14 protein-coding genes are annotated in these 15,811 nt (G+C 61.9%); 9 read left to right on the forward strand and 5 right to left on the reverse strand.

The genetic code is table 11. The features are described from left to right. Positions 1-45: 45 nt before the first annotated feature. The 3 genes from AAGQ88_RS14545 to mrdA all read right to left on the reverse strand — a co-directional run bounded on the left by AAGQ88_RS14545 (position 46) and on the right by mrdA (position 5,107). Positions 46-897, reverse strand: a complete 852-nt coding sequence (locus AAGQ88_RS14545) for a MurR/RpiR family transcriptional regulator (RefSeq protein ID WP_342652726.1) — start codon at positions 895-897, stop codon at positions 46-48. 361 nt (positions 898-1,258) lie between these two features. Then, on the reverse strand, positions 1,259-2,980 hold the full coding sequence (poxB, locus tag AAGQ88_RS14550) for a ubiquinone-dependent pyruvate dehydrogenase (RefSeq protein ID WP_342652727.1): 1,722 nt from the start codon (positions 2,978-2,980) through the stop codon (positions 1,259-1,261). A gap of 192 nt (positions 2,981-3,172) precedes the next feature. Beyond that, the gene (mrdA, locus tag AAGQ88_RS14555; protein WP_285423481.1) at positions 3,173-5,107 is read right to left on the reverse strand and encodes a penicillin-binding protein 2; all 1,935 of its coding nucleotides are present in this window, start codon (positions 5,105-5,107) and stop codon (positions 3,173-3,175) included. 674 nt (positions 5,108-5,781) lie between these two features. On the opposite strand from mrdA, the gene AAGQ88_RS14560 reads away from it, so the two are divergent. The 5 genes from AAGQ88_RS14560 (at position 5,782) to AAGQ88_RS14580 (ending at position 11,671) form a co-directional block, all read left to right on the forward strand. After that, positions 5,782-6,528 carry a gluconate 2-dehydrogenase subunit 3 family protein gene (locus tag AAGQ88_RS14560; protein WP_342652728.1) on the forward strand — a complete coding sequence of 249 codons (747 nt, stop codon included), beginning with the start codon at positions 5,782-5,784 and terminating at the stop codon, positions 6,526-6,528. Positions 6,529-6,534: 6 nt separating this feature from the next. Beyond that, positions 6,535-8,298 (forward strand): GMC family oxidoreductase, encoded by a 1,764-nt coding sequence (locus tag AAGQ88_RS14565; protein WP_342652729.1) that lies wholly within the window; start codon positions 6,535-6,537, stop codon positions 8,296-8,298. Then, positions 8,295-9,521 carry a cytochrome c gene (locus tag AAGQ88_RS14570; RefSeq protein ID WP_342652730.1) on the forward strand — a complete coding sequence of 409 codons (1,227 nt, stop codon included), beginning with the start codon at positions 8,295-8,297 and terminating at the stop codon, positions 9,519-9,521. Before AAGQ88_RS14565 ends, AAGQ88_RS14570 begins: the two co-directional genes overlap by 4 nt. A gap of 282 nt (positions 9,522-9,803) precedes the next feature. Then, a complete protein-coding gene (locus AAGQ88_RS14575; protein ID WP_342652731.1) occupies positions 9,804-10,904 on the forward strand; it encodes an SMP-30/gluconolactonase/LRE family protein in 1,101 nt (366 codons plus the stop codon). A 158-nt stretch (positions 10,905-11,062) separates the two neighbouring features. After that, the gene (locus AAGQ88_RS14580; protein ID WP_342652732.1) at positions 11,063-11,671 is read left to right on the forward strand and encodes an NAD(P)H-dependent oxidoreductase; all 609 of its coding nucleotides are present in this window, start codon (positions 11,063-11,065) and stop codon (positions 11,669-11,671) included. On the opposite strand, the gene AAGQ88_RS14585 is transcribed toward AAGQ88_RS14580, so the two are convergent. After that, complete coding sequence (locus AAGQ88_RS14585) at positions 11,666-12,088, reverse strand: helix-turn-helix domain-containing protein (RefSeq protein WP_342652733.1); 423 nt, start codon at positions 12,086-12,088, stop codon at positions 11,666-11,668. The two genes, AAGQ88_RS14580 and AAGQ88_RS14585, sit on opposite strands and share 6 nt — an antisense overlap. Positions 12,089-12,174: 86 nt before the next feature. Here AAGQ88_RS14585 and AAGQ88_RS14590 point away from each other — a divergent pair, with 86 nt between their 5' ends. The 4 genes from AAGQ88_RS14590 (at position 12,175) to AAGQ88_RS14605 (ending at position 15,012) form a co-directional block, all read left to right on the forward strand. After that, positions 12,175-13,032 (forward strand): SDR family oxidoreductase, encoded by an 858-nt coding sequence (locus tag AAGQ88_RS14590; RefSeq protein WP_342652734.1) that lies wholly within the window; start codon positions 12,175-12,177, stop codon positions 13,030-13,032. 163 nt (positions 13,033-13,195) lie between these two features. Continuing rightward, positions 13,196-13,504 carry an RcnB family protein gene (locus AAGQ88_RS14595; RefSeq protein WP_285423474.1) on the forward strand — a complete coding sequence of 103 codons (309 nt, stop codon included), beginning with the start codon at positions 13,196-13,198 and terminating at the stop codon, positions 13,502-13,504. 72 nt (positions 13,505-13,576) lie between these two features. Further along, positions 13,577-13,897 (forward strand): RcnB family protein, encoded by a 321-nt coding sequence (locus tag AAGQ88_RS14600; RefSeq protein WP_342652735.1) that lies wholly within the window; start codon positions 13,577-13,579, stop codon positions 13,895-13,897. 185 nt (positions 13,898-14,082) lie between these two features. After that, positions 14,083-15,012, forward strand: coding sequence for an AEC family transporter (locus tag AAGQ88_RS14605; RefSeq protein ID WP_342652736.1), 930 nt, complete (start codon positions 14,083-14,085; stop codon positions 15,010-15,012). A 36-nt stretch (positions 15,013-15,048) separates the two neighbouring features. Here the strand turns inward: AAGQ88_RS14605 and AAGQ88_RS14610 are convergent, their stop codons facing one another. Continuing rightward, on the reverse strand, positions 15,049-15,807 hold the full coding sequence (locus AAGQ88_RS14610) for an SDR family oxidoreductase (protein WP_342652737.1): 759 nt from the start codon (positions 15,805-15,807) through the stop codon (positions 15,049-15,051). Positions 15,808-15,811: the final 4 nt, after the last annotated feature.

Consider the following 15,811-nt stretch of genomic DNA (forward strand, 5'->3'; position numbering starts at 1 on the left):
AGGTAGCACACGTTCAGATTTCTGGCCGGCCGGATGCGCGATGCATCATTCGAACTGGCCGAACAATTGTTGCAATTCACGGTTCTTCGCCAGCCGCTCATCGAGGCGATCGCCGTATTTTTCCGCCACGGCCGACACCATCAGGTTGAACAGACAGGTCAGCGGCGCCAGCGAATCCCAGAACTGGCCGACATCGGCGTTCAGCTGCAAGAGGTCCATCGGATAGTCCCGCGCCCACGGACAGTGAAAATCAGTGATGAAAGCCAGGGCCAGGCCCTGTTGATGAGCGACTTCGCAAAACGTGCGGGTCACCGACGAGTAGGTGCGAAAGTCCGCAATCACCGCGTAGGGGTTGTCGAACTGCGAGTTCAGCGATTCGGCGTAGGTGCCCGACAGTCCGTCGACGTAATAGACCTTGGGCCGAATGTATTCCAGGTGCGTGAAGAAGGCATTGAGGATGCCGCGCGTGGTCTGGATGCCGACGATGAACACCGCGTCGGCGCTGAACAACTGCTCGACGATGCGTCCGAACGTCTCGCTGCGGGCCAGGGCGTACACCCGTTGAATGGCCTCGAGCTCGCGGTTCATCGAGCGCTCCAGTGCATCGCCGTGGGTGCTCTCTTCACGGAACGCGCCGAGCCGGTCGGTGATGACCCAGGGACTTGCGCTGTCGCCACGAAGACTCTGTTTGACGTCGTCGATATTGCGGTAGCCCAGCGAACGCAAGAAACGCCCTACCGAAATGCCGGTGGTGCCGGTCTGCTGAGCAATGCTGTCGGCCGTCTCGAAAGGCAGCTTTTGCGGGTTGGCCAACAGGTAGCCGGCAATCCGTTTGCCCGTCGGCGTCAGGTCGCTGAACCGTTGCTCCAGGGTGTCGAGAAAGGGACTGCTGGCCATGAGAATTCCGCTGGAAACACACGCTGAAATCAATCGGGAAATGTTATTGAACAGTCATTTCTAGACAAGATGTTACCAACATAACATCGGTTTTCGAGGTGGCACAATGGTTTTTTTCAAGAGATTTCAACAGTGGAAATTCGTGTTTCAGGGTGGTGCGGAAGGTGCGCGAAATGCGCTTTTCGGGGGCAAAAAATGGGCTGCGAGCGCCGCTTTGCAGGCGCATGGCCTGATCAACAAACGGCGAAAACGGTGGTCGCGAATTCCAGGTCGCAACCGCGTCTGAACGACGCGGTCACCGAATGCTGACCCGTTTTCGGTTGATAGCGGGCTAAGCCCCGCTATCACGTGCGAGCGGCAATCAGCGTAAGTTGGTCTTCGCCAACTCAAGCACCTGATCGGCCTTGCCATTCATGACCGCTTTAAGCATGAACAGGCTGAAGCCCTTGGCCTGAGCCAGCTTGATTTTCGGCGGCAGGCCCAGCTCCTGCTTGGCAGTGACCACGTCCACCAGCACCGGCCCCGGATGCTCGAACGCTTTTTTAAGCGCGTTGGGCAGATCGGCGGAATCTTCCACCCTGATCCCCAGGATGCCCGCGCCAATGGCGATATTGGCGAAGCTGGTGCTGTGCAGATCGGTGTCATGGGGCACATAGCCGCTGGCCTGCATCTCCATCGCGACAAAGCCCAGCGAGCTGTTGTTGAACACCACCATCTTGATCGGCAGGTTGAGCTGGCGAATGGTCAGCAAATCCCCCATCAGCATCGAAAGGCCCCCGTCGCCGCACAACGCGACGACCTGTCGGTCGGGGAATGCCGCCTTGGCGCCCAGCGCCTGGGGCATGGCGTTGGCCATCGAGCCGTGGTTGAACGAGCCCAGCAGCGAGCGCTGGCCGTTCATGGTCAGATAGCGAGCGGCCCACAAGGTCGGTGTGCCGACATCGACCGTGAAGATTGCGTCGGGATCGGCATAGGCATCGACCATGCGCGTCAGGTATTGCGGGTGAATCGGCTCGCCATGGGGCGATGGGGTCGCCAGTTCATCCAGTTCCTCACGCGCCGTGGCGTAATGCGCCAGCGCCTTGTCGAGAAACTTGCGATCGGTGTGGGCCTTGAGGCGCGGCAGCAAGGCGACGATGGTTTCTGCAATGCCGCCCTGGAGGCCCAGCGTCAACGGCACTCGCCGCCCCAGCGCGGCAGGATCGATGTCGATCTGGATGATCCTGGCCTTGTCGGGGTAGAAGTTGCGGTAAGGAAAGCTGCTGCCGAGGATCACCAGCGTGTCGCATGACATCATCGCGTGGTAGCCGGAGCTGAAACCGATCAGCCCGGTCATGCCGACGTCGAAGGGGTTGGCGTATTCGATGTACTGCTTGCCGCGCAGGGCATGCACGACGGGCGCGCCCAGCTTCTCAGCCAGCGCCACGACCTGATCGTGGGCGTCGGCGCAACCGGCACCGCAGAGCAAGGTCACCGCCTTGGATTTATCGAGAATGTCCACCAGCCGCTGCAGGTCGGTCTCGGTGGGGATCACGCGCGCAGGCGCATGGTCGACCCACTCGGCCTTGGCGTCGGGCGCCGGGCTCAACGCGACATCGCCCGGAATGACGATCACCGCCACGCCGCGCTGACTGATCGCAGCGCGCATCGCGCGTTCAAGCACACGAGGGAACTGCTCGGCGCTGTGCACCGCTTCCACGAAGTGACTGCATTCCTTGAAGAGATCGGTGGGATGGGTCTCCTGAAAGTAATTCAGGCCGATTTCCGAAGAAGGAATCTGCGCGGCGATCGCCAATACCGGTACGCGGCTGCGGTGGCAATCGTACAGGCCGTTGATCAAATGCAGGTTGCCCGGACCGCAACTGCCGGCACACACCGCCAGCTTGCCGGTGGACGCCGCCTCGGCACCGGCTGCGAAGGCCGCCACCTCTTCATGGCGGGTGTGCATCCACTTGATCTTGCCCAGGCGTTCGAGGCTGTCGGTCAGACCGTTCAGGCTGTCGCCACTGACGCCCCAGATTTTCGAGACGCCTGCTGCGGCGAGGGTTTGGGCGAGGTAGTCGGCGGTGGTTCTGCTGGACATGGGGCAGGTTTCCTTGTCGAGTCGAATTGAGCGGGCGATGCCGTTGCCAGCATCGCGCGTGCTTTCACATCGACCTGCCCCGTTGTGCACAGTTCAGTGGGATCGGCTCGGTGCGATCGGCTCAGTGCGCTCGGCTGCGCAGCAGTGGTAAAACCCGCCACCGCGTCATGCCTGTCACACAACGCTTCGCCCTTAGACCGGCGGCTGCACGACGGGCCTGCCGGGCGCCGCGATCTGCACTTTTGGATTGACCGGCGCAGCGGCGGGTGTCGCGTATTGCTGCTTGAGATGACCGTCCTGATCGAGCAGCCAGGCGTCGAGGATCTGGCGCACCACCGGACCTGCCACGCGACCGCCCGCTTCGCCGTTTTCGATCATCACCGACACCACGATTTTCGGGTTGGCAGCGGGCGCGAAGCCGACGAACAAGGCGTTGTCGCGGTGGCGTTCCAGGGTTTTGTCGCGGTTGTAGCGCTCGCCCTGCTTGATCGCTACCACTTGCGCCGTACCGCTCTTGCCGGCGATGCGGTACTGCGCGCCTTGCGCCGCGGCCCGCGCGATGCCACGCGGGTCGTGCATCACGGACTGCATGCCGTTGTTGACCTGATCCCACTCCCGCGAATCGCGCAGGACGATATTGGGCATCGGATGCTCATCGACTGGCGCCACGCCGCCGATTTCCTTGGCCAGGTGCGGCCGGTTCCACACGCCCTTGTTGGCGATCAGCGCCGTGGCCTGTGCCAACTGCAGCGGCGTCACCTGCATGTAGCCCTGACCGATGCCGAGAATCACCGTTTCGCCCGGGAACCAGGCTTGACGGCGGGTGATGCGCTTCCATTCCTTGGACGGCATCAGCCCGGCGGACTCTTCGAACATGTCCAGCGAGACCTTCTGACCAATGCCGAACATGGTCAGGTAATCGTGCAGTCGATCAATGCCCAGCTTGTGCGCCAGGTCATAGAAATACGTGTCGTTGGACCGCATGATCGCGGCATTCAGATCCACCCAGCCATCGCCGGAGTGGTTCCAGTTACGGTACTTGTGGTCGAAATCGGGCAGCTGGAAATAACCCGGATCGAACACCCGGGTCGAGGGCGTGATGATGCCGCTGTCGAGCCCGGCGATGGCCACTTCCGGCTTGATCGTGGACCCCGGCGCATACAGGCCGCGCAGCACGCGGTTGAACAACGGTCGGTCGACCGAATCGCGCAACGCCGAATACTCCTTGAAACTGATGCCGGTGACGAACAGATTGGGGTCGAAACTCGGCTTGCTGACCATCGCCAGCACCTCGCCTGTGGCAGGGTCGAGCGCCACCACCGACCCGCGTCGATCACCCAGCGCCTCCTCGGCGGCTTCCTGCAGCTTGATGTCCAGGCTCAGGGTGATGCTTTTGCCCGCGACCGGATCGTGGTGGTTGAGTACCCTCAGCACGCGCCCTTGGGCGTTGGTCTCGACCTCTTCGTAACCGACGTGGCCGTGCAGCTCGTTTTCGTAGAAGCGCTCGATGCCGGTCTTGCCGATCGACTGCGTGCCGCGATACTCGACCTGATCGAGCTGCGTGGCCTCCTTCTCGTTGATCCGCCCGACATAACCGATCGAGTGCGCAAAATGTGCGCCCAGCGGGTAATGGCGGACGAACTGCGCCTCGACGTCCAGCCCCGGCAGACGGAACTGGTTCACCGCCAACAGCGCAATCTGCTCCTCGGTCAGCTCATAAAGCAGCGTCACCGGCACGAAGCGATGGGGCGAGTTCTTCATGGCTTTGTCGAAAATGATGCGGTCTTCGTCCGGGAGGTTGAGGATGTGCATCAGCTCCTCGATCACCGCATGCCAGTCGCCCGCGCGCTCGCGGGTCATGGTCAGGTTAAAGCTTGGGCGGTTATCGGCGAGGATCACTCCGTTGCGGTCGTAGATCAGCCCGCGCTCGGGCGGAATCGGCAGCACGTGCACACGGTTGTTTTCGGAGATGGTCGAGTGATAGGCGTATTGAGTGACCTGCAGGAAATACATCCGGCAGACCAGCGCAATACTGAGCAGGGTCACGAACAAGGCACAGGCGATCAACCGCTTGTTGACCAGCCTGGTTTCCTTTTCATGATCCTTGAGGGGTATCGGATCGGGCATTTCTACAGCTACTCGGTGAAGATGAAGACGACAGACACAGCGCCCGCGTGGGGATTATCAGGACGCAAATGGCGTGCACGATACCAAGAAGTGACCGGTTTCACGGCGCGATCTTCATGAAAATCCTGTCATGTTGAGCGAAGCTGGCAAGCGTGGCGCGCGCATTCGGCGCATCAGAACCCATCGCCGTGAAGCCTTGCTTTATTGCGCAGAACGGCACAATGGACGCGCCAATTGCATGACAGATGACATCAGAAGAAACGGATCAGATCGAACGTGGATAGATCTCGGTATTACACGAACGTTCAGGACCCTCTAAAGCAAGGGTCCCAGCGCTGCGGGCGGAACGTCGAACGCCCGCAGAGACTTGAGTCGAACCCGGCACTGTTGCGAAATCGGTAACGGTCATTTACGAAATGAGGACGATGCAACGTCTGGTAACACATCTATGATTGCCGCCAGCGTGGAAAAGATGACAGCGGCAAGGGCAATGCCCCGCTCAGTGTGCGCTTCTCGCTCACCGGCAGACCAGAGACCCAATGTCACACCCCCGCTCAAGCAAGACGCCGGGCACATCGTATGCCCGTCCAACCGTGAATAAAGAACGCTGAACGCCACTTCGACACGGACCATTCCTGCAATGGCCCGTGAAGTCGCGTTCGCAGGAGCCCTGAATGACAGAAAAATCCAAAGGCTTCACCCGCCGCCAGTTGCTCAAGACCTCCGCTGCCTCGCTTGCAGTCGGTGCCGCCGCAACCGCCAAGGCTGCCACCGTCGTCGGTGTTCCCCAGTGGGTGCCGTTCGATCACAACGGCCCGATGCACTACGACACCCCCGGCTGGCAGTTCTTCACTGACGCCGAAGCCGCCGCGGTCGAGGCGATCGTGGCCCGGCTGATTCCCGCCGACGACCTGAGTGTCAGTGGCAAGGACGCAGGCTGCGCCGTGTTCATCGATCGTCAGCTGGCCGGCGAGTACGGCACGTTCAGCCGCCTGTACATGCAGGGCCCGTTCGAAAAGGGCACGCCCATGCAGGGCGACCAATCCGAACTGGTGCCGCGTCAGCGCTACCGGCTGGGCCTGGCCGGACTCGACGCTTACTGCCAGAAACAATTCCAGAAGGGCTTTACCGCCCTCGCCGCGCCCGATCAGGACAAGCTGCTGACCGGTCTGGAAAAAGGCGACATCGCGCTGGACGGCATCGACGCCAAACTGTTCTTTCAGCAAGTGCTCGGCAACACCATGGAAGGCTTCTTCGCCGACCCGGTCTATGGCGGCAACCGCGACATGGTGTCGTGGAAAATGATCGGCTTCCCCGGTGCCCGCTACGACTACCGCGAGTACATCGGTCTGCATAACCAGAAGCTGAATCTGGTGCCGCTCTCCATCATCGGCAGCTCCGCCTGGACCAAGAAGGGTTAATTCGACATGGCCAAAAAACTACCTTCCACGGATGTCGTGGTTGTCGGGCTCGGCTGGGCCGGATCCATCATTGCCAACGAACTGGCGGACGAAAACCTCAAGATCATCGGTTTCGAGCGGGGCCCGTGGCGTGACACCGCAGCCGACTTCAACGTCGCCTCGGCGGCCGACGAACTGCGCTACAACCGCCGTCAGGACCTGATGCTGCGGACCCGGCAAAACACCACGACGATTCGCAACAGCGTCAACGAAACCGCGCTGCCGATGCGTTCGTGGGGTTCGTTCCACCCCGGTAACGGCACAGGCGGCGCGGGCAACCACTGGGCGGGTATCACCTTCCGCTTTCAGCCCCATGAGTTTCGCCTCGCCAGCCACCTCAAAGAGCGCTACGGCAAAGAGCTGTCCCCTGAACTGACCCTGCAGGACTGGGGCACCGACTGGGAAGAGATGGAGCCGTTCTACACCAAATTCGACCGCCTGGCGGGCGTTTCGGGCAAGGCCGGCAACATCAAGGGCGTGATTCAGGAAGGGGGCAACACCTTCGAGGGCGCCCGTTCCGAGGAATACCCCAACCCGCCGACGCAGCAGACTTACGCACCGACGCTGTTTGCCGAAGCGGCGACTAACCTGGGCTATAAGCCCTTCCCGGTGCCCTCGGCCCTGGTGTCGCAGCCGTATGTGAACTCGCTGGGCGTGGCGATGGGGCCGTGCACCTACTGCGGTTTCTGCACCAACTACGGTTGCGCGAACTACTCCAAGGCCAGTGCCATCACCACGGTGCTGCCGGTCCTGATCCGCAAGCCGAACTTCACCGCCATGACCAACTGCGAAGTCCTGCGCGTGACCATGGACAGCAGCGGCAAGCGCGCCACCGGCATCGTCTACATGGATGCCAACGGCGAAGAATGGGAACAGCCGGCCGAGCTGGTCGTCATCAGTGCCTTCATCTTTGAAAACGTGCGCCTGATGCTGTTGTCCGGCATCGGCCAGCCCTATGACCCGGTCACCAACACCGGCACCACCGGCCGCAATTACGCCTACCAGACCGCCAACAGCGTGCGCATGTTCTTCGATGACAAGAACTTCAACCCCTTCATCGGCGGCGGCGCCATCGGCATGGGCATCGACGAGTTCAACAACGACAACTTCGACCACTCGGGGCTGGGCTTCGTCGGCGGCGGCAGCACGCGCGTCACGCCGATCGGTGCAGCGCCGATCGACTCTCGCCCGCTGCCGCCCGGCACCCCGGCGTGGGGCTCGGAATGGAAAAAGGCCACGGTCAAGAATTACGCCAGCACCATGTCCATCGGCTGCGAAGCGAGCAGTTACGCGACCCGCACCAATTACCTGTCGCTGGACCCGACCTACAAGGACCCGCTGGGACGCCCGTTGCTGCGGATCACCTTCGACTTCCCGGAGAACGACCGCAAGATGGCGGCCTATGTCACCGGCAAGGTCGGCGAGATCGCCAAGAGCATGAATCCACGGCAGATGGTCCCCAGCGCCCAGACCGGCCACTGGAACAGCTCGCCGTATCAGTCGTCGCACATCGTCGGCGGCTTCATCATGGGCGCCGACCCGAAGAACAGCTCGGTGAACAAATACCTGCAAGTGTGGGGCGTGCCCAACCTGTTCGTGGTCGGCTCCTCGGCGTTTCCGCAGAACCCCGGTTACAACCCGACCGGCACCGTGGCGGCACTGGCTTTCAAAGCGGCGGACGCCATTCGCACCCGCTACCTCAAGCGTCCAGGGGAGATGATCAGCGTATGAAGACGCTTCTGACTGTATGTGCGGGCGTCATCGGACTGTCCGTTGGCCTGGTTCACGCCGCCACTGGTGCTGATTCCTATAACCTGGTGGAAAAAGGCCGCTACCTGACCACATTGGGCGACTGCACGGCGTGCCATACCTTGCCTGGCAAGCCGTTGTTTTCCGGTGGAGTCATCCTCGATACGCCCTTCGGCAAACTCGCGGGCGCCAACATCACGCCGGACCCGGTCAACGGCATTGGTCGCTGGACCTTTGAAGACTTCCAGAACGCCATGTCCAAGGGGCACGGCCTGGACGGCAAGCGTCTGTACGGCGCCATGCCCTTCACGGCGTACACCAAGGTGCGGCGCGAAGACAACCTGGCAATCTGGGCTTACCTGAGAACCGTCGACGCGTCGGACAACAAGGTGGAAACCAATCAGTTGCCCTTCCCGTTCAACGTGCGCACCAGCCTGATCGGCTGGAACCTGCTCAACTTCAAGGAAGGCGAATTCAAGGCCGACCCGCAGAAGTCCGAGCAGTGGAACCGCGGCGCTTATCTGGTTGAAGGGCTCGGGCACTGCGGCACCTGCCATACGCCGAAGAACCTGATCGGCGGCGACAAGAACGACCAGTTCCTGACTGGCGCCAACTTGCAGAACTGGGTGGCGCCGAACATCACCTCCACCGGCCACGACGGTCTGGGTGCGTGGAACGAAGCGGACATCGTCCAGTACCTGAAGACCGGCGCGAACCGCTTCGACATCGCCTCCGGCCCCATGGCCGAGGAAGTCGAGCACTCGTCGCAGCACTGGAACGATGAGGACCTGATGGCCGTGGCGGTCTACCTGAAGGACGGCGCCAGGCCGGCCGAGCCGGCGGCCGCGGTTGCGGCCAGTGATGCGGCGATGGTGGCGGGCAAGGCGATCTACGCTGACCGCTGTTCGGCGTGCCACACGCCGACCGGTGAAGGCGCCGCCCACCTGTTCCCGAAACTGGCCAAGGCGCCGTTGATCAACAGCAACGATCCGTCGTCGCTGATTCGTGTGGTGCTGGCGGGCAGCCGTGCGGGCGCCACCGATGCAGCGCCGACCGCGCCAGCCATGCCGGCATTCGGCTGGAACCTGTCGGACGACAACGTCGCTGATGTGCTGACCTACGTGCGCAACACCTGGGGCAACGCGGCGCCTGCGGTGTCCGCTGCGCAGGTGAAAGATGTGCGAGAGGCGTTGACGCCGAAGTAACCGGTACGAAGTCGCCGTACGAAGCCACCGCCGCCGCAGCGCTCCACGCGCTGTTGGCGCATTGAAAATGCCCGGCCTCAGAGATGAGGCCGGGCTTTTTTTCATGACTTTTCATGACTTGGCAGGCGAAGCGAGTCTCGCGCTGCTGCCCTTGGCGGCAGTCCTTCGGCGGAATGCTGCGCCTGCAACTTGGTATTCGCTGACCGACTCGCACTTGTACGATGTCTTATCACGATGTATTACTAGCGGCCCGTAAAAAAATAATTCAACGGAGACCGCTACATGGAATCGACCTATTCCGATGAGCCTGAAGGCAACAGTCGCAGAACCTTTCTGAAACACTCACTGGCCGTATCGGCCACGCTCGCCACCCTCGGCAGCGCCGCCCTTCCTCGTCTGGCCAGCGCCGCCGAGCCGCTCAGCCAACGCTATCCCGATCCGCTGATCCACATTCTCGACGACAGCTTCCTCGACCTGCGCATCTTCAACGCCAGCGTGGAGAAGCTCGCCACGGGCATGCGCTGGGCCGAAGGTCCGGTCTGGGTGGGCGACGGGCGCTATCTGCTGGTCAGCGACATTCCCAACAACCGGATCATGCGCTGGGACGAAATCACCGACACCTTTTCGGTCTACCGCGAGAACTCGAATTTCTCCAACGGGCTGTGTCGCGACCGCCAGGGCCGGCTCCTCGTCTGCGAAGGCTCGACCACCAGTACCGAAGGCCGCCGCATCACCCGCATCGAACACAACGGCAGCGTGACCGTGCTGGCGGACAGCTTCGAAGGCAAGCCTTTCAATTCGCCCAACGACATCGTCTGCAAAAGCGATGGCTCGATCTGGTTCAGCGACCCGCCCTTCCAGACCGGCAACAACTACGAAGGTCACAAGATCACTCCCGCGCAGCCCCATGCGGTTTACAGGATCGACGGCCAGAGCGCAAAGGTCACGCGAGTGATCGACGACCTCAACGGCCCTAACGGCCTGTGTTTCTCGCCGGACGAAAAAACCCTTTACGTGGTCGAAGGGCGGGCCAAGCCCAACCGGCTGATCTGGGCCATCGCGGTCAACGAGGATGGCAGCCTCGGCGCCCGGCGCAAACATGTCGAAGGGCTCGATTACGCCGCCATCGACGGCATGAAGTGCGACGAAGCGGGCAACCTCTGGTGCGGCTGGGGTGGCAACGGCGATCCCAAGGCCGACCTGGAAAAGCTCGACGGCGTGCGCGTCTTCAATACGCAGGGCAAGGCAATCGGTCATATTTCGCTGCCCGAACGCTGCCCGAACCTGTGCTTCGGCGGCCGCGAGGGCAACCGTTTGTTCATGGCCAGCAGTCATTCCATCTATTCGCTGTTCGTGAACACACGCGGCGCCACGTTCGGCTGACGCGAGCATGCTGCGTCGGGTCGGCCAGGATGGTCACGGCCGGCCCGGCGCAGGGCCGTCAGGCAGGAGGTGGGCAAGCGACGCTGCAACTCTTGAACCGGCGGCGCAGTCTTCTGCTAATAATCAAGCACCGCTTTCTTCCCGCAGAGGACACCGTCATGCCGCACCTGCTTTACATCGAAAGCTCCCCCCGCAAGCAACGGTCCGCCTCGATCGAGGTGGCCAGGACGTTCATCGATGCCTGGCAGGCTCAGCACGCGATTGCCACGGTCGACACCCTGGACGTCTGGAACACGCCCCTGCCCGAGTTCGACGGCGCGGCGCTGGACGCCAAGTACGCCGGTATTCAGGGCATCGAGCGCACGCCGGAGCAGGCGCAGGCCTGGGCGCAGATCACGGAACTGGCCCAGCGCTTCGTCAGCGCCGACATCATCCTGTTTGCCGTGCCCATGTGGAATTTCGGCATTCCCTACAAGCTCAAGCACCTGATCGACGTCGTCAGTCAGAAAGACCTGCTGTTCACTTTTGATGAGCGCGGCCTGAACGGCTTGCTCGACGGGCGCAAAGTGGTTGTCATCGCGGCCCGGGGCGCGCCTCTGGATCGCGCCGAGCATCAGATCGCCTACCTCACCACGTGGGCGGAGATGGTCGGCATCGACGAGCAATACAACATCGTCATCGAGAAAACCCTGCTGGGCCCGGAAGTTGACGCCGAATCCCGCAGCGCTGCCAGCAAGGCAGCCGTGGCACTCGCCGCGACCTTATGACCCGTCGCTCGCGCTGACGGTGCGGGCCTGCCGCGCCTGCAGGATGCGCGGCAGATTGCGCTCGATCCACGTCGTCAGGCCGTCCATCTGCAACGCGACCTCCTCGCCCAGCGGGGTCAGGCTGTATTCCACATGTGGCGGCACCACCGGCAGCGCCTTGCGGTCGATGAACCCGTCCTGCTCGAGACTCTGCAGAGTCTGGGAAAGCATCTTCTCGCTGACACCGCCGATCTTGCGCCGCAGTTCGCTGAACCGGTGCATGCCGTCCAGCAGCACCACCAGCACCAGCACACCCCAGCGACTGCACACATGGTTGAGAATTTCCCGCGACGGGCAGTCTCGTGCCAGCACCTCACCGGTACGGATACGCTCCAGCAGCGAGGCGCTTTCTGTCGACGGGCTTGAAATGTCGTTCATTGCACTTACCTTTTTGTACGTACTTACTAAAGGTTAGCATGATGACTATGCTGAGCGCACATTCACTGCCGCTCAGGTACATCATCATGATCGTCATCACCGGTGCTTCCGGCCAATTGGGTCGTCTAGTCATTACTCAACTGCTGCAGACCCTGCCTGCCAGTCAGATCGTTGCGGCTGTGCGCAGCCCGGAAAAAGTCGCTGACCTGGCGGCCAAGGGCGTACAGGTTCGTCATGCCGACTATTCGCAGCCTGCCACGCTGGACAGCGCGTTTGCCGGCGCGGAAAAGATCCTGCTGATCTCGTCCAGCGAAGTCGGTCAGCGGGTGGCTCAACACCAGGCCGTGATCGACGCGGCCAGACGTGCCGCCGTCAAGCTGCTGGCGTATACCAGCGTTCTGCACGCGCCGACCTCGGCGCTCGGGCTGGCCGAAGAGCATCGCCAGACCGAAGCCGCGCTGGCACAGTCGGGGGTTCCGGCAGTGCTGTTGCGTAATGGCTGGTATCACGAAAACTACACGGCGGGCATCGCGGGTGATCTGGCCCATGGCGCGCATTTCGGCAGCGCGGACGAAGGCCGCATCAGTTCGGCAGCCCGCGCCGATTACGCAGCGGCAGCCGTTGCCGTGCTGACCGCGCAGGATGATCAGGCCGGCAGTGTCTACGAACTGGCGGGAGACAGCGCCTACACACTCAGCGAGTTCGCCGACCAGGTGTCGCGTCAGGCCGGCAAGCCCGTGGTTTATACCGACCTGTCACAGCCCGACTACCGCGCTGCGCTGCTGCAGGCCGGACTGCCTGAGTTTGTCGCCGAGTTGCTGTCCGACTCCGATGCCGCGGCGGCCAAGGGCGCCCTGTTCGACGACGCCCGCCAATTGAGCCGTCTGATCGGTCGGCCGACAACGCCGCTGAGCGCCAGCATCGAACAGGCGCTGGCTGGCTGATCCGACGTCTGCCACGCCCGCAGGCCGCTTTCATGGTCTGCGGCGTGCGCCGACGCACTGGCCTTAGCGCAGGTCCGCACATCCACCCTCTCCCACTGAATGATTTGCAGCCACCACGGTCGGAACTAGTGACAGCGCATTACGCACTGGAAAGGAGTTTCGAATGAACAGCAAATCGCTCATCGCCGGTTTGACGATTCTGGGATGTGTCTCTGTCGCCAGCTTCGCCGTGCAAGCCGAAGACGCACCAGCGCAGACCGTTCAACCCTCCAAAGACAACATGCGAGACCTGGAAAAAGGTGATCGCGCGCCGGAAAAATTCCAGCGCCCAGGCGAGGCCATCAAAGACTGGAAGCAAAAAGGCCTCAAGGCGCCCGCCGAGCAGAGCCAGTGGGTGCGCATCAACGACAAGTACGTTCAGGTGCAGACCACCAACGGCCAGATCACCGACATTGTTCCTGTCAAAAAATAATACGACGCTGAAAACCACAGCGCAGCGGCCCGATTTTCGGGTTGACCAGAGGAATAACAGAAGGAATTGCCCATGAACCTGAAAACCCTGATGGCCTGCGCGGCCATCGCGACCTGTCTGAGCGGCACCAGCTTCATGGCCCAGGCGCAGACAGCCTCGAACGCCAGCGTGCAGGCTGAACACACCAATCAGCGTTACAAAGTCGGCGACACCGCGCCCGATCTTTATAAAGAAGAACGCGTCGGCATCAAAGACTGGCAGGACAAACACCTCACGGCACCGGCCGAAGACAGCCAGTGGGTGATGATCAACGACAAGTATGTGCTGGTAAACGTCAGCGACGGCAAGATTCTCGACATCGCACCGGTCAAGACCAAACCGCTGAAAAAATGAATCTCCTCGCGGTGCCCGAATCCTCTCGGGCACCCGGCTTCCCTCTTGCGCCCGCTCTGCCACGGGCATCCGGCCAGATGAAATCCCGGCGTCAATGGCGAGAAAGGTTGGACGCTAACGATTTCCGACTTTAATCTTTGCCGTTTGTTTCGCTGCATCTCTTCAAATAGCCAAGGCCGGGTCTGATGTCTTCCGTTTTGAATGTGCTGTTGCCGATTTTTGCCCTGATCCTGGTGGGTTACCTGTGCCGACGGACCAACCGCCTCGGCCCCGGCGCGGCGTCTGAAATCAATCGCATGGTGGTCTGGTTGTGCCTACCGGCATTGCTGTTCACCGCCACCGCCAATGCCACCTGGGAGCAGATCTGGCATCCCGGTTTCGTGCTGGCTTTCACCCTGTCGACGATGGCGATGTTCGTCATCACCTTGTTGCTGCGGCGCAGAAAGGCCGGGCATTTTGCCGACGCCAGCATCGATGCGCTGAGTGCGTCCTACGCCAACACCGGGTACATCGGCATTCCGCTGTGCGTCATGGTGCTGGGACAGAACGGTCTGGAACCTGCGCTCATCGCCTCGCTGATTGTGGTCTGCGTGCTGTTTGGCATCGCGCTGGTGTGCATCGAAGTCGGCCTGCAAGGCGAAGCGAAAGTGCACCGGATCGTGTTGAAGGTGCTGCTCGCGCTGGCGAAGAACCCGCTGGTGGTGTCGCCGATTCTGGGTGCTTGCTGGGCCGCCACGGGCGTACCGCTGCCGGGCGCGCTGGACAAATTCCTCAGCTTGCTGGGCGCGGCGACCACGCCCTGCGCGTTGATTTCCCTGGGACTGTTTCTCGCCCAGAAACAACAAGGCCCGCGCCATGGCACGAGCCTTCTGGTGTTGATCAAGCTGATCGCTCACCCGCTGTTGACCTGGTTCCTGGCGTTCAAGGTGTTTCATCTGCCGCCGCTGTGGGCAAACTCCGCCCTGTTGCTCAGCGCGCTGCCCACCGGCACCGGGCCGTTCATGCTGGCCGAGTACTACAAGCGAGAGGCGTCGGTGGTCTCCAGCACCATCCTGATTTCGACGCTGGGCTCACTGCTGACCCTGTCGCTGTGCATCTATTACATCAACGGTTAGCGACGGGCCCGGACCTTCGTCAACGCCCGGCGTCGTTCAGACGAACATGCCGCCCGACACTTCGATGCGTTGCGCCGTGATCCAGCGTCCGCCGTCGCCCAGCAGCATCGCGATGGCAGCGCCGATGTCGTCCGGCAGGCCGGCGCGGCCCATGGCAGTATTCGCCGATACCCAGGCATTCACATCGGCGTTGTCACGCACCGTGCCGCCGCCGAAATCGGTCTCGATGGCGCCAGGTGCGATGGCGTTCACGGTAATGCCGCGCGGCCCGAGTTCTTTCGCCAGATAACGCGTCCACACTTCGATTGCGCCCTTCATCGACGCATACGCGGCATAGCCGACCGGCGAGAAACGCGCCAGCCCCGACGACAGGTTGACGATACGCCCGCCGTCGGCCAGCAGCGGCAGCAGTTTTTGGGTCAGGAAAAACGGCCCTTTGAAATGCACGTTCACCAACTGATCGAATTGCGCCTCGGTGGTTTCTGCACAAGAGGCGTAAAGGCCGATGCCGGCGTTGTTCACCAGAAAGTCGATGCGCTCAGCCTGAAAGTAGGCCTTGAGCAGTGCGGCGATCTGCGTGACGAACACGTCGAACTGACCGCTGTTGCCAACATCCAGCCTGAGCATTTTCGCTTTGCCGCCCAAGGCTTCGATTTCGGCGACGACGCTTTGCGCTTCGTCTTCGCGGCTGTGATAGGTGCCGATGATGTCAACGCCCTGCCGGGCCAGATGCAGCGCAGTGTTCTTGCCCAGGCCACGGCTTGCGCCGGTGATGATCGCGATCTTGTTGCTCATGAAT

The organism is Pseudomonas sp. F3-2 (genome assembly GCF_038804275.1).
GTDB lineage: Bacteria > Pseudomonadota > Gammaproteobacteria > Pseudomonadales > Pseudomonadaceae > Aquipseudomonas.

What these genes read in the sequence shown, in the direction of transcription:
- AAGQ88_RS14545 (WP_342652726.1), bottom strand. Translation starts at nt 897, where the DNA reads ATGGCCAGCAGTCCCTTTCTCGACACCCTGGAGCAACGGTTCAGCGAC.
- poxB (WP_342652727.1), bottom strand. Translation starts at nt 2,980, where the DNA reads ATGTCCAGCAGAACCACCGCCGACTACCTCGCCCAAACCCTCGCCGCA.
- mrdA (WP_285423481.1), bottom strand. Translation starts at nt 5,107, where the DNA reads ATGCCCGATCCGATACCCCTCAAGGATCATGAAAAGGAAACCAGGCTG.
- AAGQ88_RS14560 (WP_342652728.1), top strand. Translation starts at nt 5,782, where the DNA reads ATGACAGAAAAATCCAAAGGCTTCACCCGCCGCCAGTTGCTCAAGACC.
- AAGQ88_RS14565 (WP_342652729.1), top strand. Translation starts at nt 6,535, where the DNA reads ATGGCCAAAAAACTACCTTCCACGGATGTCGTGGTTGTCGGGCTCGGC.
- AAGQ88_RS14570 (WP_342652730.1), top strand. Translation starts at nt 8,295, where the DNA reads ATGAAGACGCTTCTGACTGTATGTGCGGGCGTCATCGGACTGTCCGTT.
- AAGQ88_RS14575 (WP_342652731.1), top strand. Translation starts at nt 9,804, where the DNA reads ATGGAATCGACCTATTCCGATGAGCCTGAAGGCAACAGTCGCAGAACC.
- AAGQ88_RS14580 (WP_342652732.1), top strand. Translation starts at nt 11,063, where the DNA reads ATGCCGCACCTGCTTTACATCGAAAGCTCCCCCCGCAAGCAACGGTCC.
- AAGQ88_RS14585 (WP_342652733.1), bottom strand. Translation starts at nt 12,088, where the DNA reads ATGAACGACATTTCAAGCCCGTCGACAGAAAGCGCCTCGCTGCTGGAG.
- AAGQ88_RS14590 (WP_342652734.1), top strand. Translation starts at nt 12,175, where the DNA reads ATGATCGTCATCACCGGTGCTTCCGGCCAATTGGGTCGTCTAGTCATT.
- AAGQ88_RS14595 (WP_285423474.1), top strand. Translation starts at nt 13,196, where the DNA reads ATGAACAGCAAATCGCTCATCGCCGGTTTGACGATTCTGGGATGTGTC.
- AAGQ88_RS14600 (WP_342652735.1), top strand. Translation starts at nt 13,577, where the DNA reads ATGAACCTGAAAACCCTGATGGCCTGCGCGGCCATCGCGACCTGTCTG.
- AAGQ88_RS14605 (WP_342652736.1), top strand. Translation starts at nt 14,083, where the DNA reads ATGTCTTCCGTTTTGAATGTGCTGTTGCCGATTTTTGCCCTGATCCTG.
- AAGQ88_RS14610 (WP_342652737.1), bottom strand. Translation starts at nt 15,807, where the DNA reads ATGAGCAACAAGATCGCGATCATCACCGGCGCAAGCCGTGGCCTGGGC.